The organism is Companilactobacillus zhachilii, from assembly GCF_003606365.2.
Lineage (GTDB): Bacteria > Bacillota > Bacilli > Lactobacillales > Lactobacillaceae > Companilactobacillus > Companilactobacillus zhachilii.
Genome location: NZ_CP031933.2, coordinates 185,618 through 205,270, shown reverse-complemented (window position 1 = coordinate 205,270; position 19,653 = coordinate 185,618). Strand labels below are relative to the sequence as shown.

15 protein-coding genes are annotated in these 19,653 nt (G+C 37.8%); 2 read left to right on the top strand and 13 right to left on the bottom strand.

Annotated features, from left to right (window positions below; all coding sequences use genetic code 11):
* Nucleotides 1-6 precede the first annotated feature (6 nt).
* Genes D1B17_RS00895 through D1B17_RS00875 form a run of 5 tightly spaced genes read right to left on the bottom strand, consistent with a single transcriptional unit; the run spans nucleotide 7 to nucleotide 4,539 of the window.
* Entirely contained in the window at nucleotides 7-981 is a 975-nt protein-coding gene (locus D1B17_RS00895) for an Lreu_0056 family protein (protein ID WP_120143746.1), read from the bottom strand.
* A gap of 4 nt (nucleotides 982-985) precedes the next feature.
* The gene (locus D1B17_RS00890; RefSeq protein WP_120143748.1) at nucleotides 986-2,137 is read right to left on the bottom strand and encodes a PrsW family glutamic-type intramembrane protease; all 1,152 of its coding nucleotides are present in this window, start codon (nucleotides 2,135-2,137) and stop codon (nucleotides 986-988) included.
* Nucleotides 2,138-2,156: 19 nt separating this feature from the next.
* A complete protein-coding gene (locus tag D1B17_RS00885) occupies nucleotides 2,157-2,822 on the bottom strand; it encodes a zinc-ribbon domain-containing protein (RefSeq protein ID WP_120143751.1) in 666 nt (221 codons plus the stop codon).
* Nucleotides 2,823-2,845: 23 nt separating this feature from the next.
* Nucleotides 2,846-3,499, bottom strand: coding sequence for a zinc ribbon domain-containing protein (locus D1B17_RS00880; protein WP_120143753.1), 654 nt, complete (start codon nucleotides 3,497-3,499; stop codon nucleotides 2,846-2,848).
* An 11-nt stretch (nucleotides 3,500-3,510) separates the two neighbouring features.
* Complete coding sequence (locus D1B17_RS00875; protein WP_120143755.1) at nucleotides 3,511-4,539, bottom strand: hypothetical protein; 1,029 nt, start codon at nucleotides 4,537-4,539, stop codon at nucleotides 3,511-3,513.
* Between the two features lie 238 nt (nucleotides 4,540-4,777).
* Between D1B17_RS00875 and D1B17_RS00870 the strand changes: the two genes are divergently transcribed.
* On the top strand, nucleotides 4,778-5,122 hold the full coding sequence (locus D1B17_RS00870) for a helix-turn-helix domain-containing protein (RefSeq protein WP_120143758.1): 345 nt from the start codon (nucleotides 4,778-4,780) through the stop codon (nucleotides 5,120-5,122).
* Between the two features lie 39 nt (nucleotides 5,123-5,161).
* On the opposite strand, the gene D1B17_RS00865 is transcribed toward D1B17_RS00870, so the two are convergent.
* A complete protein-coding gene (locus D1B17_RS00865; protein WP_120143760.1) occupies nucleotides 5,162-6,082 on the bottom strand; it encodes a tetratricopeptide repeat protein in 921 nt (306 codons plus the stop codon).
* Nucleotides 6,083-6,369: 287 nt separating this feature from the next.
* On the opposite strand from D1B17_RS00865, the gene D1B17_RS00860 reads away from it, so the two are divergent.
* On the top strand, nucleotides 6,370-7,026 hold the full coding sequence (locus D1B17_RS00860; protein ID WP_120143762.1) for an HAD family hydrolase: 657 nt from the start codon (nucleotides 6,370-6,372) through the stop codon (nucleotides 7,024-7,026).
* Nucleotides 7,027-7,070: 44 nt separating this feature from the next.
* Here the strand turns inward: D1B17_RS00860 and D1B17_RS00855 are convergent, their stop codons facing one another.
* From D1B17_RS00855 to D1B17_RS00825, 7 genes are all read right to left on the bottom strand, one after another.
* Nucleotides 7,071-8,882 carry a glycoside hydrolase family 13 protein gene (locus D1B17_RS00855; protein ID WP_120144334.1) on the bottom strand — a complete coding sequence of 604 codons (1,812 nt, stop codon included), beginning with the start codon at nucleotides 8,880-8,882 and terminating at the stop codon, nucleotides 7,071-7,073.
* A gap of 18 nt (nucleotides 8,883-8,900) precedes the next feature.
* Complete coding sequence (locus D1B17_RS00850) at nucleotides 8,901-11,306, bottom strand: glycogen/starch/alpha-glucan phosphorylase (RefSeq protein ID WP_120143764.1); 2,406 nt, start codon at nucleotides 11,304-11,306, stop codon at nucleotides 8,901-8,903.
* Nucleotides 11,307-11,339: 33 nt separating this feature from the next.
* A complete protein-coding gene (gene glgA / locus D1B17_RS00845; protein WP_120143767.1) occupies nucleotides 11,340-12,779 on the bottom strand; it encodes a glycogen synthase GlgA in 1,440 nt (479 codons plus the stop codon).
* The gene (gene glgD, locus D1B17_RS00840) at nucleotides 12,772-13,944 is read right to left on the bottom strand and encodes a glucose-1-phosphate adenylyltransferase subunit GlgD (RefSeq protein ID WP_120143769.1); all 1,173 of its coding nucleotides are present in this window, start codon (nucleotides 13,942-13,944) and stop codon (nucleotides 12,772-12,774) included. The genes glgA and glgD overlap by 8 nt, the downstream gene beginning before the upstream one ends.
* On the bottom strand, nucleotides 13,941-15,086 hold the full coding sequence (locus D1B17_RS00835; RefSeq protein WP_120143771.1) for a glucose-1-phosphate adenylyltransferase: 1,146 nt from the start codon (nucleotides 15,084-15,086) through the stop codon (nucleotides 13,941-13,943). The genes glgD and D1B17_RS00835 overlap by 4 nt, the downstream gene beginning before the upstream one ends.
* 6 nt (nucleotides 15,087-15,092) lie before the next feature.
* Nucleotides 15,093-16,988 carry a 1,4-alpha-glucan branching protein GlgB gene (gene glgB / locus D1B17_RS00830; protein ID WP_420868398.1) on the bottom strand — a complete coding sequence of 632 codons (1,896 nt, stop codon included), beginning with the start codon at nucleotides 16,986-16,988 and terminating at the stop codon, nucleotides 15,093-15,095.
* 578 nt (nucleotides 16,989-17,566) lie between these two features.
* On the bottom strand, nucleotides 17,567-19,330 hold the full coding sequence (locus tag D1B17_RS00825) for an adenine deaminase C-terminal domain-containing protein (RefSeq protein WP_120144336.1): 1,764 nt from the start codon (nucleotides 19,328-19,330) through the stop codon (nucleotides 17,567-17,569).
* Nucleotides 19,331-19,653: the final 323 nt, after the last annotated feature.

Sequence of the window (19,653 nt, the reverse complement as noted above, 5' to 3'; positions counted from 1 at the left end):
TATTTTTTAATCGTCCATATTGTCAATTGATGGCATTTGACCAGCAATTGCTTGAACATTTTGTTTTTGATCATTACTTGAATAATATTGATTCTCTAAATCTCTTAAACTGATATTATGTGGTATCCAGTCATCCTTTTCTGTATCGTCATTATAATGTGGCGTATAGTAAGTGACCGTTTCGCCACTGATTGTATAGCCAACATTAGATAATGACGTACCAGTTCCAATCCAATATCTTCCGTTTGCCGTATAGACACTTAATAACTTAGCAACATCAGAAGATATTTGAGCACCGTGCATTTGATAAACCATAACGCCAACCATCTTCGGATCAGTGACTAATTGTGATAATTGTTTATTGTTCGAAGCTTCTGTATTGGAATTAACAGCAGCTTTCTTACCCGCAACAATATCATTGAATCCAGATTTCAAATCATTATTACCAGTTTCAACTAAGTTAGGAGTACCGTCGCGACTTTGATCAACTAATACGATTGGTTGATTATTATGGAAAGCAAAGAAATACGTAATATGATTGGGCAATGGTGGTACGGTTCCGTTATAGTTATAAATCGCAACGACGTTATATTCATTCGTACCTTTACCATCTTTGCTCCAACCAATCGATGCATTGGCGCCTTCAACAGTTACTTTTGATAAATCATCTGGATAAATTGTTCCCGTTGATGTCTTTAAAGAATTAGAACCATCATATTTAACATACGCTTGCTTCATTGTTGGTCCCCATTGATCTATAAAAACTTTTAATTGATTATCTTTGGAGCTATCCCATAAAACAGTTGCTTGCTTATTATTTACTTGAGTTTTATTAGTCTTCTTACTCTTATGACTAACTACTGATGTAGTTGGCTTCGAGCTAGAAGACTTTTTTGCACTCTGATTCTGACTACTACAACCTGTCAAAATCAGGGCAGTCGCCACAAATACAGTGGCCAAATGCCATTTCCTAATTTTCATATTCTCACCCCCTTTCAGTTACCTCTGAATCATTTTTAACTGAAAGTTGGAGTGCTTTAACCTCACGCAAACCTGCATGAATCATGACGAAAATGGTAATCCAAGTAACTAATATTAAAATTATCATTCTTATTTGACCAAAATTACCTAACGCATCCCAATCCCAAAGCATATGAATTGCCGCAACCAGAACAAAGAATTTTAAGAATCGAGTGTTAACAAACATATTAGTCGTTAATTTTTGTGATCCTTTTACAATAACCAAGGCAGCTGCCGATATAGCACACCATTCCGTATGTGTACCAATAGATGTTGCCGTCCGATACAAGGCAAAAGACATAGATGCTAATTGCCCATCCAAAAACATATATTGAATATTTTCAAATGCTGCAAAGCCGGTGCCGACGGCAGCGCCAATTAATAATCCATTAAAAATTCGATTAATTTTTAGTTTTTGAATAAAATATGCCGCAATTAATAATTTAGATAATTCCTCAATTATTCCTGTTAACGTTGCACCAACAAAGTTCAACCCACTGCCGCCAACAATATTATCTATAATTACTGTCAAAACAAGTGATAGAATCCCACCTAATAACATTATCTTTCCGATTTTATAGAAACTAATATTCTTATAAATATTAATTTCGAAAAATAATACTAGCGCTGCCATTGGCACAGCAATACAAGTTATTACATCAACTGCAACTTGGTCCCCAATCATATTTTGATTCAAATTAGTCATAACTGACAATAAAATTCCAGCAGCGATAATGACAATTAAGATTCTCGAAAAAAGCCATGGTTGAACTTTCTCATTCGATATTTCCATTAATGTTGGTGTTGTCTTCTTAGTTCCAGCAACAAAAATATCTTCTGCTTCTTCTTCAGTGTGTGATTTAAAAACCTCACTAAAGAAATCTTTCCAACTAACTTTGACAGCACCTGTACCACCAGTCCACTGATTAAGACGAGATGTTGCTGAATCAAAAATCGAACCTGCTGCTTGTGATGACTTTGGTTGCTCCGCCTTTGTTTCCATGCCGTCGTCACTAACTTTGACTAACGATTGACCGCATTTAACACAAAACTTTGATTTAGTATTATTCTCTGCACCACAGTTGGTACAAAAGACCGTTCCCTCTTCTTCCGCCAAAATAAAATCCCCCTATTTTCTAAAACATCATTCCTAAAGCTCCACCAAGGAGTCCTCCGGCAATACCTGCTGCATCACTATTCTTTTGATCTTGTTCAGCTTGATCTGCTTCGGCTTGGAGATATTGCTGGTGATTTTTACGACATTCCGTTGTATTTTGATAACGATGAGTTTCCTTTAGGCCAGTAAATTGCCAAAGTAAACGATCAGTATCCTTATACTCAGTTTGTGTTAACTGAATTTTCCAAGAACCAATGGTTTTTTTAGAAATTGATTTAGCAGCACTAGCTAGATGATATTCAATCGCTAAATAACTCGTATCGAAATGAGTGCTATTTAAGCCCCGTTCGATATCATAAACACGGTGCTCTCCAGCATTTAGCACTATTGTCTTCGTCAGTGGATTTACCGAAACTTTATAATCATTTTTCGTGGTGAATTCTTCTCTTTGAAGAACCGATTTGACGGTCATCGGTGCATAAATGGCGAAATATCCGATAAGCACCACGATAACTGCTGCAATAGTTGCCAGCACCTTTTTGTTATGACGATATTTTTTTATTATTGAAGTATGTTCAGGTGTTACACTCTCAGATTTCGACTCTTTCAATCGCAAATCTTGACCGCACTTTGGACAAAACTTCAGACCCTTTTCTACTTTATAACCACATTTTGGACAAAACATTTTTAGATTCTCCCTATTTTTATCTACCTTAATGCGGCGCCAATTAAGCCACCCGCTGCTGCCCCAATCACAGCTGATTTAATTTCACTATTAGTGGCATCTTCTTTTTCTGACGCCTCGATATACGCCTGTTTAGCCCGTCGATATTCATTGGAATTTTGATAACGAATGCTCTCGTGCCCGTCAGAATATTGCCACATAACTCGTGGTGAGTTGGCGTGAGTAGTTTGAATGAGTTGAATCGTCCAATTGCCAGGCAAATCTTTAGCCATCTTATCCATTGATTCTTCGGCACCAATTGGACTGGTTAAAAAGCCATTGTCTGTTGAAGCAGCGACTAAGCTGTAAACTTCTGGCTCACTAGCTGTCAACGTAATAGTTTTATTCAAAACATTAACTTTCACATTAAAATTGGCAGTCGCAAACTCAGTTTTAGCAATTTCATTTTTAACAAGACTTGGATAGTACAATAATCGGTAGCCTGCAAAGACCACCAATCCTACGATGACAACTAAGAGTGTTCGAAAAATATTTTTCTTCGTCAAATAAGGTGTAACTTTGTCTTTCATTTCTGAAACTGTTTTATTTTCTTGAACTGGCACACCAGCTTTGTGTCCACACTCGGGACAAAATTCTGCATCTGCTGGAATTTCGGCCCCACAATTACTACAACGCATGCAATTTCCCCCTAATTCTTTTGAACAATCCAATTAGAATGTGACGTGTCCATGGCGTAATCAGAAGAACCCACATTTGTCACTCCTGCTAATTGCCAGTTATTATTTTCATTTAATAAGTAATCCAACTGATACTCTTCAATTTTGGTACTTGAACTACCGTACTTAGGACCATCATCAGTTCTAAAGGCATGTTGATCAGTGTCTGTCTTTTTAACTTTGGCAAATACTTGAATGAATAATTGCGTAGCGTTTGTTTCCTCTAACAATGGATCATTACCCGTGCTGACATAAGTTGCATGATCTCCAACGACGGGACCTTTTTCATCGTTTTTCGTAGATTTTTTATCAAAATATTGCTCGATAATTTGATAGCTGGCCGCCGCATCACCACGGTAATTAGTTGAATTATCTAAGTTGCCAACTAAATGTTTTGATTGATTAGGTAATTTAGACGAATCATTGGTACTAGCAGCTTCCAAATATTTTGGTAAATCAGTAAAAGCTAACTTACTTAATCCTGCATAATCGGGATGGCTGATTTTACCGAAAGTTACCTTAACTCGATTATCAGGATCTACTAAGGACATCATTCCTAATTGTTTATCATAGTTATCTGATTGATCCATCGTAGCTTGACTACTATTTTGACCAACAGAATAACTTCTAGTGAATTGCTCTCCAACCAATGGCAAAGTACCGCCCAGTTTAAAAGTATCGTATTCGTGTAATTTAACGACACTTTCTTTATCCGGATTAAAATGCGTGTCTGTTTTCTTTCCATTGTCATAGACGTACAGCCAAGTTGGTCCTTTAGCTATACCATATGAATATTCTTTGCCTCGATCTGCCTGTTTAGCTTGAGCTTTTTTCTTGGCTTCAACTTTTACATCCTTTGATTTTTCAGCTTTAGTCTCTTTAGGCTGCTTAGTTTCTCGTGAGTTGTCATTGATTGTAACGTTCCCCATTGAACATCCTGCCATAACAAAAGTGCCACTAACTAATAGAGTAGCCAGTGCTATAATCCCTTTTTTATTCATAATTCTCCCCTATATTTGATAAATTAATGGAACACTATCCTTTAATTAAAAAATTATCTTTAAGTAAATATCGTTTTGATTATACATCTTTTTATAGTCTAATAGAACCATATTAAAATAGTTCTTAAAAGAATATGTTTTAAAAGTACAATATTTGCATTGTTCTTATTAGAACTTAAAACATCTCTTTTTATTCTTTAATCTTTAGAATGAGACAGAAAGAATAAGAGGTCACAAAATGGAAAATAATGTAGGTGGCAATATTGCTCGTGAACGTCATAATCAAAAGATGACGCAAGAACAACTTGCAGAATTTAGTGATCTGACGATTAACTATTTATCCAAAATTGAACGTGGCACTACTAAACGTCTGAGCGCAAATACGCTTAGTAGGATTTCAAAAGCTCTTGGGGTAACAATGGATTCATTGATGTATGGTGAGGATATTAAAACTTCAGAGAAATTTGGACCCAATCTAAGACAATTGACTAAATTCTTAAATGATCTTGAACCTGAACAAAGCGAACAACTTAGTAAGCGATTATTAGAAGTTATTAAGTTGAGCCAGAAAACAAATAACTAAATACAAAAAAACTCCGGCAAATTATTTGTCGGAGTTTTTTTAGTAGCAAAGTTTAAGATAGCCTTGAACCACTGCATTATTAGGATTCACTTTCAGTGCTGCTTCAAAGGAATTACGTGCATCAATAATTTGATTAAGTATATAGAAACATAACCCTTGTTTTACTAATGCCTCTTCATTTTTACTATCATATGCCAGGACTTTTTGATATATGTCTAACGCATTTTTGAAATCCTCATTCTGATAATATTTATCTCCATTTTTCATAATTGCTTTGACTTCAGAAGGTTGATTGCTTACCCTCTGACCCATTCGTTGAGATGCTTTATATCTAGGCACAAAGAAATTAAGAAAATCCAAAAAAAGTTCTCTTGATTTGTTTATAGTCACATAAAAGTATCTAACATCCTCTCTAATTCCTGAATTAAGATAATCATCGAAATCTTTGGTTACAATTTTCACCATATAATTTAATAAACCATCAATATTTTCAACGTCTAACTTTTTGATTTCCTGTTCATCAACTGCAATGTGGATACCTCTTTTGACCAAAAGGTCTCTTCTCATTAATTCATCAAAATCCGGTTCATTTTCAACTAAAGATTCTGGATTAACTATTCTGAAACATTCACTAACTGAAATTAAATAGTATCTTATAAACTTATAAAACTCATCAGCTGATTCATCGTTAGCTCCTTGAAGATATCCCATCCACTGAAGCAAAGTATATACAAAAAAGTCATCCATAGAATAAGTGGCGTCAGAAACTAAATATGCATTATGACTATTAAAATTTAATAAGCGAGTTAATGCTCTAAAATAATATAATTTATCATCGTAAGGAGCCAACGTTATTCCATCATTAAATAAACTAATCGCACCAGCTATATCACCCTTATTTGCTTTTTCTATTCCCTGTTCTCTGAGCTTTTCAGCTTGTTCAAAACCTTCTTGACTCATAATCTTAAACCTCCACTTTTTTCCTATTAGTAATAAACAATTTGATTATACTGCTTTTTAAGCTCTTAAAGGAACATATATTTTATAATTCAATAGAATTATAAAACATCAAAAATAATTATTTATACCACGGAGGTAGTTTTATTCCAGCAAATTAATAAATTAACCAGAAGAAGTCAGAAACTAAAATTCCTTTCATGGCATCATCTAATCAATCAGAATATTTCAGCAATATAGATGTAAAATGAAATTATTCAAATAAGATTCATTTTTAGGGGGAAAGTACCATGCAAAAACTACATGACAAAAAATTCGTATTTTTCGATATGGATGGTTTATTGATTGACACAGAAGGTATGTATTACCAATCACGCAAGGAAATATTAGCCAAATATGGTTTTCCATTTACCAAAGAAGAAAATATGCATTACATTGCCAAAGGTTTTGAAGATACTAACCTTCGACTTCAAAAACTGACTGGCGATAAAAAACTAGGCAAAGTGATTTTTGAAGAATCAATGCAACGCTACCATGACAAAGTTTTAGCAGGACACTTAGATTTAAAGCCCGGCGCTGTTGAACTACTAAAATATCTACAAGCAAAGGATATTGACCGTTACGTTACCTCTTCAGCAACTCAAGATATTATCAAAATTAACGCTGAACATGCCGGAATTAAGGACTACTTCACTGATTTTATTAGCGGCGACGATGTTCCAAATAACAAACCAGCACCTGATATTTATTTGCATGCATTAAAAGTAACCAATGCCAATCCTGACGAAGCTGTTATTTTTGAAGACGCCGAAAGTGGCATTGAAGCCGCAGAGAGTGCTGGTATCGATGTAGTGGTAGTACCCGATTTAGTTCAACCACGAGCTGAATTGACTAACAAGGCAATAGCCGTTTTAAATAATTTAAACGAAGCAATAGAGCTATTTTAATAGCTAGCAAAAAGACTGGAAATTTTTCCAGTCTTTTTTATTATCTAAAAATCCTCAATCACATTAAAATCTCCGTGTTCCAAACTCATACCAATCAAACATTTCTTAACCGCCACTGCCAAGTCAGAAGGCACCACGTCCAACATCATATCATTAGCATTTATCTGCCGTTGATTCGACGAAGTATTCAAAACAATCAGTAACTTTTTATCGTCATGCCAATAGACATAGCCAATCCCATAACTATCCAAATAAAATGGTGCGAAATCAGCCATATCAAGCCACTGATGTTGCGCACGCCAGTGATACCATTGTTCGACAAACTGCTGTAAATTAATGTCTAATTTATCCCAAGGGAAAAAGGCTCGATTATTCGGATCTTTGCCACCCATCAAGCCAGTTTCATCCCCATAATAAACACAAGGTACACCTGGCAACGTAAATAACATGCCAAATGCTTGTTGCAACCAATCGCGATTTCCGTGCAACTTGGTCAAAATTCGAGTTGTGTCGTGGCTACCTATATTATTGAAATTATATTTAAAAACAGTTGTCGGATAGTTTTCTTTCAAGGTCATCAATTCCAGCCACCATTCAGACGGTTTCAAATCACCTGTCAAAACTCGAATTATCAGCTTGCGTAACGGATAATTCATTACTGCCTGCAACATGCCACCTTCCAAATAGTGACGTCGTTTGCCATAAGCCAGCTTATGAGAAGCATCTTCCCAAACTTCACCAATCAAAATTTTATCAGGATACTTATCCAACGCGTGTCGAATGCCCATAATAAATTCATCTGGCAATTCATCGGCCACATCCAAACGCCAGCCATCAACTCCACGAGCAGTCCAATAATCAATCACTGAATCGTCGTTTCCATAAATAAAGTTTTGGAAATCAACATTATTTTTATCAACTGTTGGCAAATCAGTCACACCCCACCAACTATCATATTCTTGCGGATACTTCGTAAAAGTAAACCAAGGATAATAACGGCTATCTTGTGACTGAGCTGCTCCCAATGTATCGTAGACACCAGCTTGGTTGAAGTAACGTGAATTAACTCCAACATGATTGAATACCCCATCCAAAATGACATGCATTCCCGAATCATGAATTGCTTTAACCAAGTGATCAAAATCATCCAAAGTACCTAACATGGGATCAATCTTAAAATAATCACCTGTATCATAACGATGGTTACTCATGGCCTCAAAAATAGGACTCAAATAAATCACCGTTACTCCGAGTTGCTTTAAATAAGGCAACTTTTTTTCGATACCCAGCAAATTGCCGCCATAAAAATCCCAGCGAACAACTTCTTGTTGACTATTCCGAATATACATTGGTAAGTCGCTTTTCTGACCGTAAATAAAGCTATTTGGTTTCGGATTATTAATGTGTCCATCCGGATTACCGTTGTTGAAACGGTCGACAAAAATATGATAAGCCAAACCGTGTTGATACCATTCCGGGATTTGTTCTACTTGATTCATGACCGTCAATTGATACATCTGTACGTCGGCTCGTTTCATATACAGGACACCTTCACCACCGAAGCCCCCATCTAAGCAACCGTAAAAACAGTTCTCTTGCTCAGTAATAACTTCAAAGTAATAAAAGTATAATCCGGGACACTTCGGCGTAAATGTCGTCTGATAAGTCATCGCTTTCTTAGTCATTGGATGGTCATGTTCAGCATCCCAATGGCCATCACGCGCTACATGTAAGAGAACCTCTTTTATGTCATCACTGGCATGAACTTTGATATTAAAAGTAATTTCCGTTCCCTTAACTACTGCACCAAAAGGTTTTTTCTTTGAACTTTGAAACGAATCATATTCAATTACAATACTCATCGAAAGACCACCTTATTTTAAAATCCGGTTATATGGGACTTGCCAAATATCTTCAGCATAACGAGCAACTGAATAATCGGCCGAAAATGTTCCAGAAGCGGCAATGTTTGCCAAAGATTTTCTTTGCCAAGTCATCGTATCTTGAAAATCTTGGGCAATTTTTTCCTGTTGTTTAACATATTCAGCGTAATCAGCCAAAACGAAATACTCGTCATTATATTTCAACAGTGAATCATAAATTTCATGACCTTCCGTCGTAATACCGGGAATCATATTGGTAATCAACGCATTGACTACTCGTTGCAACTCAGGATTATTTTCATAAACCGATTTTGCACAGTAATCATTTCGACGATAATAACCGTAAACATCGTTAGCTGTTAGTCCAAAAATATACTCATTTTGCTTACCGGCAGCCCGCACGATATCAATATTGGCACCATCCATTGTTGCTAAAGATAAAGCTCCGTTAGTCATTAACTTCATATTGCTTGTCCCAGATGCCTCTTTAGATGCTGTCGAAATTTGCTCACTAATATCAGCAGCAGGAATAATTAGTTCTCCAAGTGAAACTCCGTAATTTGGAATGAAGACAACCTTCAACTTGTCACCTATATCAGGGTCATTATTAACTAAATCAGCTAAAGCATTGATAACTTTGATAACTGACTTAGCATAGTGATAGCTCGGCGCCGCTTTAGCTCCGAAAATATGAACATGCGGAATAAAGCTTTGTTCTGGATGCCGTTTGATATCCAAATACTCACGAATAATTTCCAACATATGTAAAACTTGACGTTTATAGGCATGCAGACGTTTAATTTGCACATCGAAAATGGCATCGGTTCGAATCGTGATTCCCATTTCCGACTGAACATAATCAGCTAAACGACGTTTATTAATTTTCTTAACTTCAGCCAGTTGCTGCAAAAATTTTTCATCACTTTCATAAGCTGACAATTCTTGTAACAACTTCGGATTGGCATGCCATTTTTTGCCAATTTTACTATCAATCAGCTTAGTCAATGGTTGATTAGCAATCTCAAGCCACCGTCGATCAGCAATCCCATTCGTTTTGTTGTTAAATTTTTCAGGGTAAATCCGATACAGATCAGTCAAAACATCTTTTTTCAACAATTCGGTATGTAAAGGCGCCACCCCATTAACACTGTGACTACCAATGACTGCTAAGTAAGCCATTCGAACTTGTCCATGACCTAAAGGAGCGGTTCGATCGACAATATTTTGTCCAAAAACCGGCGTCTTCTCAGCTCGATAACGTCGATCAATTTCTTCAACAATTTGATAAATTCGTGGCAATAGTCCTTGAAACATTCCAATTGGCCAAGTTTCGAGTGCTTCTTGCATAATCGTGTGATTGGTATAACTCATAGTTGAGGTCGTAATTTGCCAAGCTAAATCCCACGAGCAGTTATATTCATCCAACAAGATACGCATTAATTCAGGAATAACTAAAGTGGGATGTGTGTCATTTATATGAATCGCGACTTTTTGAGGAAAATGTTTGAAACTAGTGTGATTGGCAGCATAGTGGCGAACAATACTTTGAACGCCTGCCGATGAGAAGAAATACTCTTGCCGCAGACGCAACGACCGGCCTTCAGCATTACTATCATCGGGATAAAGTACCTTAGTAATTTCATCGATATTATCGCGCTGTTCTTGTGAATAATACGTTTGTTCTTCATTAGGTGGCAATTCAGCCGACCACAATCTTAACGTATTCGTAACGACATTATGATAACCAATAATCCCAGTGTCATAAGGAACAGCCAGAACATCATCAGTATGATCATAAACTGGTTTTAAACTGCCATCCGGTTGTTCTTGTAACCAGACGTGACCACCAAAGCGAACCAAACAAGCCCGATTCTCTCGTCTTACTTCCCAAGCATTACCATTTCTAAGCCAATCATCTGGCAGCTCAACTTGATAGCCATTCATGAAAACTTGTTTGAATAATCCATAACGATAACGAATTCCGTTACCATTACCAGCCATACCAATACTTGCCATCGAATCCATATAACAAGCCGCCAAACGTCCCAAACCACCATTACCTAATCCGGGATCTGGTTCTGCTTGAACGATTTTGTCGAAATTTAAGCCCAAGTTTTTTAGACCTTTCTTCACCACATCAGTAATGCCCAAGTTCAACAAGTTCGACTGCAACAATCGTCCTGGCAAAAATTCAATCGAAAAATAATACACTTGTTTGACATCATTTTTACGATAGCTACGTGATGTATCAGTCCAACTTTCCCCGTTATAACGCTTGATCAAATGTCCCAAAGCCATATACTGTTCCATCGGTGAAGTATCCTTCAAATCAACAGCATAGGTCGCTCTGATTTCATTAATAAAATCTTTTGTAAACTGAGCTTCTTTCAATTCCATTTTTATGCCTCTATTCTCAGAGATCCAAACTGATTAATCGGTCAATTCTTGATATAAATCACAATATTTCTGGGCTGACCTCTGCCAACCAAAATCTTGTGACATCCCATGTCGACGTAAAACTTGCCAAGTTGCTCGATCTTTAGTGTACAGATCAAACGCACTCTGCAACATTTTGCCCAAGACATCAGCTTGATAATAGTCAAAGCCAAAGCCAGTTCCAGTTTTAGTGAATTTATTGAATGGGACCACTGTATCACGTAATCCACCCACAGAATGGACGATTGGGACACTGCCATAACGCATTGCCATCATTTGTGACAAGCCACAAGGTTCAAACGCTGACGGCATAATAAAGCCATCGCTTCCGGCATAAATTTGTTGTGCTAGTTTCACATCAAACTCAATTTTAGCGACAAATTTTTGTCCATAGGCCCGTTGATAACCACGAAAACCTTCTTCTAAGTCTGGGTCACCGGTTCCTAAAATGACAACTTGCACATCATTTTGCCAGAGAAATTCATTCAAAGCATCTAAGAGTAAATCCATCCCTTTTTGGCGAGTCAGACGTGAGACGACTGCAAATAACGGAACATCTCTTTCGGGTAAACCAACAGCTTTTTGCAAAAATTGCTTATCTTTCGCCTTACCAGACATATCGTTAACACTGTAATGTGCCAAAATATCCGGGTCAGTAGCTGGGTTATAGACTTTCATGTCAATCCCATTGATGATGCCTTGTAATTTAGCTCGATTAGCACGTAAAACCCCATCTAAGTTTTCTCCAAAACCGGACGTTTGAATTTCTTGAGCATAACTTGGCGATACCGTTGTCACCGCATCCGCATAGGTTATGCCACCTTTCATAAAGTTAACATTACCGAAATATTCGACACTGCCTTCATCAAAAGTCTGACAACCAATTCCAAAAAGGCTACCCAAAATAATCGGATCGTAGACACCTTGAAATTGAATATTGTGAATGGTCAAAACGGTCTTGATGTGACGATAAGCATTGATCCAGCGATACTTATCCTTTAACAACACTGGAATAAACGCCGTATGCCAATCATTCAGATGTAAGACATCAGGAATATAATTGATTTTTTCTAACATTTCACAGATAGCTAATTGGAAGAATGCAAATCTTTCCCCGTCATCCCAATAACCATAAATGTTATCACGAGCAAAGTACTCTTCGTTATCAATCAAATAATAATTGAGTCCATCTAGCTTTAACGTTTTGATACCACAATATTTTGACTTAGCACCTACGCGAACTGTAAAATGAGTCAAATTTTTAATCAATGGTCGATACTTTTCGGGAAACAGCTTACTGTAGTATGGAATTACAACCCTAATCGGTTGTTTAGCCTGATGCAGTGCCCGTGGTAAGGCAAAGCTGACGTCACCTAAACCACCTGTTTTATAAAATGGTGCTGCTTCTGCGGCTGCGAACAAAACTTTAGACATTTGCGACCTCCTTTTGTTGAAAAATACGTTGCCCTTTACCAATAACAATCGGCTTTTCAGGCGTCCCTTTCAATTGTAAATTAGGCCCAATGACGACATTTTTATCAAGAATGGCATACTCGATCTTCGAACCTGCCCCAATACGAGTCCCTTGCATAATGACTGAATCCTTAATTTCCGAATTACGGTTGACAAAGACATTTCGGAAAATGACCGAGTGGTCGATTTTACCTTCAATATAGCCACCAGTGCCACAGAGACTGCCTTTAACATGCGAGCTTCTAGCAAAGAAAGTTGGTATCTCATTTTTAACTTTGGTAAAAATTCGCCGTTGCGTGTACAGCAATGATCTAAAATTATCTTCCTTGAGAATCGACATGTTGGCATTATAATAGCTTTCGATATTGTGAATGTTGGCATAAAAACCGGTGTATTCAAAAGCATTGGCGTTGTGTTGCATCACAGCTTGTAACATCAAATCTTCCAGGCTGATCAAGTCACCACGTTCATTAGCTTCTTTCAAAATATCAATCAAATCAATCGTGCTCATCAAGAAAATTTTCAAACTCTTAGCATATTTATGGTTCTCGTTAGGCGTAACATTTTCACTATCAGCCGGTAAAATAGCCGTGGCCATCCCGTTAGAGGTTAATTGCAAAACACTCGCATCCGGTTCAGTTTCACTAGCATCAATACTCTTATAAACTGTTGTCACTGGATTATCACGTTCTTGGTGATAGCGTAATAAAGCCTTTAAATCGATATTACAAATGTTGCGCGTGCCCATGACGACTGTATATTCACTACTGCTACGTTTTAAAAATAAGATGGTGTTGTCGTAATAGTGGTGAATCAAGGTCTCTTTTTTCTGTGGTGCAATGAGTGATAAATCATTATATGGGAAGTTGAACAAACCGCCACGAATCGTATCTAAATTCCAGTCATTCCCGCTTCGAAGGTGGTCAGCTACTGAACGGCCTGAACGTGGTGAAACTATCATGACATTTTGAATTCCAGCATTAGTAATACTTGAAAGTGGAAAATCAATCAGTCGATAGCGACCGCCAAAGGGTAAAGTTCCCACTGGACGATCAAGCGTCAAAGGCTCAAGTTTTTCCCATGGTTCAACTAAGTTAATGATGGCACTTACAGTATTATGTCTCATGATTTCTTTACCCCCAAAACTTCTCCGTAACCAACTACGGCAATATCATCGACGGTCCCTTTAACAACGGCATCATCGCCAATCACAGCTTCTTCACCAACTAAAGCATGATCAATGACCACATTTTTGCCAATCGTTGCTCCTGGCATAATCATACTGTCGACGACTTTACTACCTTCACCGACTGAAACACGTTGTGACAAAATTGAATGGTCAACTTCACCGGCAACATAACAACTGTCAACAACCATTGAATTATTGATATTGCTTGTCGGAGTCAAATACATCGGTGGCAAAACTTGGGCCTTCGAATTGATTCGCCAATTATGATCGCCAATATTGAGACTGTTGTAAGGTGATAGAAATTCCATATTGGCTTGCCAAAGGCTCTTGATCGTACCGACATCACGCCAATAGCCTTCAAAAGAATAAGCATAGGCCGATTCATTGTTAGCCAGATACATGGGAATAACGTTTTTCCCGAAATCTTCTAACTTTTTATTGGTACTAAAACTGGTCGTCAAATAGTTACGCAAAGTTTCCCAATTAAAAATATAAATACCCATGGAGGCCTTGTTACTCTTAGGGTGAGCTGGTTTTTCTTCAAACTCAATAATGCGATCTGTTTCATCAGTATTCATCATCCCAAAACGTTTGGCCTCTTCTGTTGATACCGGAATGACGCCAACGGTCAGGGATGCTTTCTTAGCTTTGTGATATTCGAGCATAGCCCGATAATCCATTTTATAGATGTGGTCACCTGATAGCACTAATAAATACTTCGGATTCTGTTGGTCAATATACTCAATATTTTGATAAATAGCGTGGGCAGTACCTTCAAAGAATTTCTCACCTTCAGTGGATGAGAATGGCTGTAACACAGTCACACCACCCATCTGGTCATCTAAACCCCAACTGGAACCATTACCAATATGGGCATTAAGTTCCAACGGTTGATATTGAGTAATTACGCCAACCGTACTAATACCCGAATTAGCACAATTACTTAAGGTAAAATCAATGATTCGATAACGACCGCCGAAAGGTACTGCGGGTTTGGCCGTTGATTTAGTTAACTTGCCGAGACGACTACCTTGACCACCGGCAAGAATGATTGCTAACATTTCATCATTTTCATTCATAATGACTCACCCTCTATTAAGTTTGATTGGTTGAATCAAGAGCGCGCCCATCGCAGGAAGTGTCACTGTAAAGCTGGCTGGTTGACCGTGAAATGGCGTTTTATCAGCCGTAAAGTTAGTCTCTAGTTTGGTCCAAGTGCCACCATAGCGCTCATCTTCCGTGTTAATTAATAATTCATACTCACCGGTAAAAGGCACCCCGATGCGATATTTCTTACGTTCTACTGGGACAAAGTTAAACGCAGCAACGACGAATTGATGCTTTCTTTTACCTTGACGAATGAAGCCCATCGTCGAACTAGCCGCATCGTCGGTATTGGAATAAACCACCCCTTCAGGATTATGGTCTAATTCCCAAAGTGGACGTTGATTGTGATAGATTTCATTGAGTGCGGTCGTAAAGATATCCATTTTGTGATTCATGTCATCCTTTAAATCGACCCACTCCAGTGAACTCCAATCACGCCATTCCAAAAATTGACCCCATTCTGAGCCCATGAATCGTAATTTTTTACCTGGAAAAGCTAATAAATAAATCATCATTGTCCGTAAATTAGCGAATTGATTGTAACGGTCACCAGGCATTTTGTGCATTAAAGATTTCTTGCCATGGACAACTTCATCGTGCGAGAACGGCAAAATAAATTTTTCGTTATACATATAAACAAAGGCGAAAGTTAATAATTGGAAATTGTTGCACCGATAGACTGGGTCCATTTCGAAGAACTTCAATGTGTCATGCATCCAGCCAAGATTCCACTTGTAGTCAAAACCTAAGCCACCATTTTCGACCGTATCAGTGACCCCTTTATAAGCTGACGACTCTTCAGCGATCATTAGCACATCAGGGTGTTCACGGTGGATAACTTGGTTCAACTTTTGCAAAAATGCGATTCCTTCAAGGTTACGATTATCACCATTTTTGTTAGTCAAACCTTCCTTGCCATCGTCATAATCCAAATACAGCATGTTTGATACGGCATCAACTCGCAATCCATCAAGATGACATTCTTCAAGCCAATACATAGCGCTGGAAATCAGAAAACTTTGAACTTGAGCTTTCCCAAGGTCAAAATTCCAAGCGCCCCAACGCTTATTGTCAGCCCGATTTTCATCTTGATACTCAAAAGTTGGTGTCCCATCATATTGATAAAGCGCGTCATAATTACGAATAAAGTGACCAGGAACCCAATCGACAATTACACCAATATTAGCTAAGTGACATTTTTCAACAAAATTGAGAAATTCAGCTCTCGTTCCAAAGCGACTAGTCGTAGCAAAATAGCCAAGTTGTTGATACCCCCACGAAGCATCTAGCAAATGTTCCATAATAGGCATCAACTCAACATGCGTATAACCATGCTGTTTGACATATGGAATCAACTCATTAGCGAACTCTTCATAGGAGTAATAACTGTCATCTTCATGCCGCCGCCAAGAACCCAGATGGACCTCATAAATATTTAGCGGACGTTGCAATGCTTTACTCCGTTTTCGTCGCCCTAACCAGAGACCATCTTTCCACTTATGATTGATTGGTTTCATGACCACAGCCGCATCGCCCGGCTTTTTTTCAAATTCAGTCGCATATGGATCAATCTTGAGTGCCCGCTTACCATCAGGTCCCGTAATCGAAAATTTATACAAATCACCGGCTTTGACACCATCCAAGACTAAATGCCAAATACCAGTATCTTTAATTTGTTTGAGTGGACTGTCTTGCCAATTATTAAAATCACCAACGACTGCAACTTTCTTAGCATTCGGCGCCCAAACATTAAATTCGGCCTGCTCATCATCAAGCAAGTGACACCCAAGAAAACCATAACTTTTGAAAGACTTTCCTGTGTTGAACAAGTAACTTTTATCAGCTAGTTCAGCGTGTAATACCAATCCAATCACTTCCCTTCCAAAGCATGAAATATGTTTAATCACTTCAGTTTAAACATATTTTTATAATTCCATTATAGATTGTTTATTAGCAATTGCACTTCTTTTTTGATGAAAAGATATCAATTACTGTATTGTTGATTATACGGCGGTTTATGAAGGGTAAAGTAATTATAAGGTTAGAAGTGTACAAGGTGTATTTTTATGTTTTTGAGTGGCGTGATTTCAGTTGATAATCACCAGAAATTTGTTTACACATTATGCTCATACAAAAAAAGATAGCTCTAAGAATTATCATCATTCGATAAATTCTTAGAACTATCTTTTTTTATTATTACCTGCATAGCGCTAGTTATATTTTTAACTGCCATAACCATAATTCCAACTATTTATTCAAAACAAAGAATAAACTAGCCGGAAGGAGTAAGAAATTTAGGTCGCTGTGAAAGTGGCGTTAGCACTTTAGTGCTTACACCACGGGACGACTTTTGAGACTTGCGGTCTTTGCAAGGTTCAAAATCGAGGTTGGAGACCTTGGCTCCAACCGGTCCCCATAGCGACCTAAATTTCTTACTCCTGGAGGCGGCATACTACTTCAATTCTTCTCTAACGCTCAAAACTGGATCAAATAGCTTTAAATCAATACAGTCTGTTGGTCCCAAATCTGTAATTGCTAAATCAGGAATCGCTGTAATTGGTAAGAAAGTCATATAAAACATTGGATCAGCTACCTTGCTTCCTAATTCTCGAGCAGCTTTTAAAATACTCTTTTCTTGTTGAACCACTTCCTCAGGGCTAGCTTCTGAAACGATACCAGCAATTGGCAATGGTAGGAAACTCAACACTTGTTGATTTTTTACTACAATTTGTCCCCCACCACGAGCAACTAATTCATTGGCAGCAAACGCCATATCGTCCGCATTTACCCCCATAACAATCAAATTATTATCATCTGGAGCTGCAGTTGAAGCCATAGCACCTTCTTGCAAGTTCCAACCGGAAGTAAAACCAAGTGACTTGTTGCCGTTAATACCAAATCTTTCAATTACTGATACTAATGCAACATCTTTAGCTGGATCAACCTGAATAATATGATCTTTAACAGCTAATTCTACATCACGACGTTTGCGGACAAATGGCCCCACACTCTTAATGGTTTCAACCGTCACTTCTCCGTTTTCGACTGGAACTTTATAAACAAAGTCAGCAGCTGAAAGTTTTTCTGCTTTAACAGAATGCATAATTTCTGGTGAATAGTTGACTTCAGTGGTTGCCTTTTCTTCGACAACTTTCCCTTTAGAAATAACTGAGTCGATTTCAAATTGATTCAAGTCTTCGACAAACAAAATATCAGCATCACGATTAGGTGCAATCATCCCAACTTGATCATCAATTCGATAAGCTTCGGCTGAATTAATAGTTGCCATTTGAATCGCAGTGATTGGCGCAACACCGGCTTTGATAGCTAAACTAACAACGTGGTCCAAATGACCTAATTCCGCAATATCTGTTGCCGTGACATCATCAGTACAAAAACTGACATGACGTGCCACATTAGCAGTATTTTCTGTGATAGCACGAATATTTTCTTCCAAGAAATGAGTTACTGAAGATTCACGGACAACCACATTCATTCCCTTACGAGCTTTTTCCAACAATTCTTGATGGTCATAACTTTCATGATCAACTCGGACACCACTCATTAAGTACTGATTCAACTTCTTGCCACGTGCCATCGGAGAACAGCCCCAGACCGGCTTGTGGGCAGCTTTAGCATAAAGCATTGTCTTCAATGTATCTTCGTCAAGTTCTTGAATATCTTCACGAACAGTTTCCCAAACACCATAGACGTTAGCTTGTTTTAATAGTTCTTTTTGCATGTCAGAATCAATATTTTCGGCAATCGTTGATTGTGGAATCGTATATGGCGTCTTGAAAGGAGCACCCCAGAATAATTTCAAATCAGTTTGATCGATTTCCTTAAAAATTTCAGGTAATCCTTTGAGACCAATGACTGAAATATATTCATCCAAGCCAGAAATAATACTGGTCGTTCCATGAGGCACAACCGCATTAGCAAAACTAGTCATACTCAATTTGCTACATTCAACGTGAATATGACCATCAATCATACCAGGCACCAAATACTTACCCTTGGCATCAATAATCTTCGTTTCAGGTCCAATATAATCAGCCACATCTTCATCGACAGCCACAATTTTATTTTTATAAATGGCCACTTGAGCTGGATAAATTTCAGCAGTTGATACATTAACTAATTGACCATTCTTTATTACCATATCAGCTGGAATTTCACCCGCTCCAGCTTGTATTAAGTTTTTGAAATCATTCATGTCTGACAAGATAATTTCTCCTAAAAATTTATTAAATTACGATTTAGAATTATTTTGTATTCTCAACTGAAAATAAAAATATACTTTAATCTCTGGCACTGTAATACTCAAAATAATCCAACTATTATCCAAATCAACTAATAAACTAGCCGGAAGGAGTAAGAAATTCAGGTCGCTGTGAAAGTGGCGTTAGTGCTTTAGCACTTACACCACGGGACGACTTTTGAAATTCGTGTACTTTGCGAAGTTCAAAATCGAGACAAAAGACCTTGGCTTTTGTCGGTCTCCATAGCGACCTGAATTTCTTACTCCTGGAGGTGGCA

Excerpts from the sequence above, each read along its gene's own strand:
- D1B17_RS00895 (WP_120143746.1), bottom strand. The coding sequence starts at position 981 with ATGAAAATTAGGAAATGGCATTTGGCCACTGTATTTGTGGCGACTGCC.
- D1B17_RS00885 (WP_120143751.1), bottom strand. The coding sequence starts at position 2,822 with ATGTTTTGTCCAAAATGTGGTTATAAAGTAGAAAAGGGTCTGAAGTTT.
- D1B17_RS00880 (WP_120143753.1), bottom strand. The coding sequence starts at position 3,499 with ATGCGTTGTAGTAATTGTGGGGCCGAAATTCCAGCAGATGCAGAATTT.
- D1B17_RS00875 (WP_120143755.1), bottom strand. The coding sequence starts at position 4,539 with ATGAATAAAAAAGGGATTATAGCACTGGCTACTCTATTAGTTAGTGGC.
- D1B17_RS00870 (WP_120143758.1), top strand. The coding sequence starts at position 4,778 with ATGGAAAATAATGTAGGTGGCAATATTGCTCGTGAACGTCATAATCAA.
- D1B17_RS00865 (WP_120143760.1), bottom strand. The coding sequence starts at position 6,082 with ATGAGTCAAGAAGGTTTTGAACAAGCTGAAAAGCTCAGAGAACAGGGA.
- D1B17_RS00860 (WP_120143762.1), top strand. The coding sequence starts at position 6,370 with ATGCAAAAACTACATGACAAAAAATTCGTATTTTTCGATATGGATGGT.
- D1B17_RS00850 (WP_120143764.1), bottom strand. The coding sequence starts at position 11,306 with ATGGAATTGAAAGAAGCTCAGTTTACAAAAGATTTTATTAATGAAATC.
- glgA (WP_120143767.1), bottom strand. The coding sequence starts at position 12,779 with ATGTCTAAAGTTTTGTTCGCAGCCGCAGAAGCAGCACCATTTTATAAA.
- glgD (WP_120143769.1), bottom strand. The coding sequence starts at position 13,944 with ATGAGACATAATACTGTAAGTGCCATCATTAACTTAGTTGAACCATGG.
- D1B17_RS00835 (WP_120143771.1), bottom strand. The coding sequence starts at position 15,086 with ATGAATGAAAATGATGAAATGTTAGCAATCATTCTTGCCGGTGGTCAA.
- D1B17_RS00825 (WP_120144336.1), bottom strand. The coding sequence starts at position 19,330 with ATGAATGATTTCAAAAACTTAATACAAGCTGGAGCGGGTGAAATTCCA.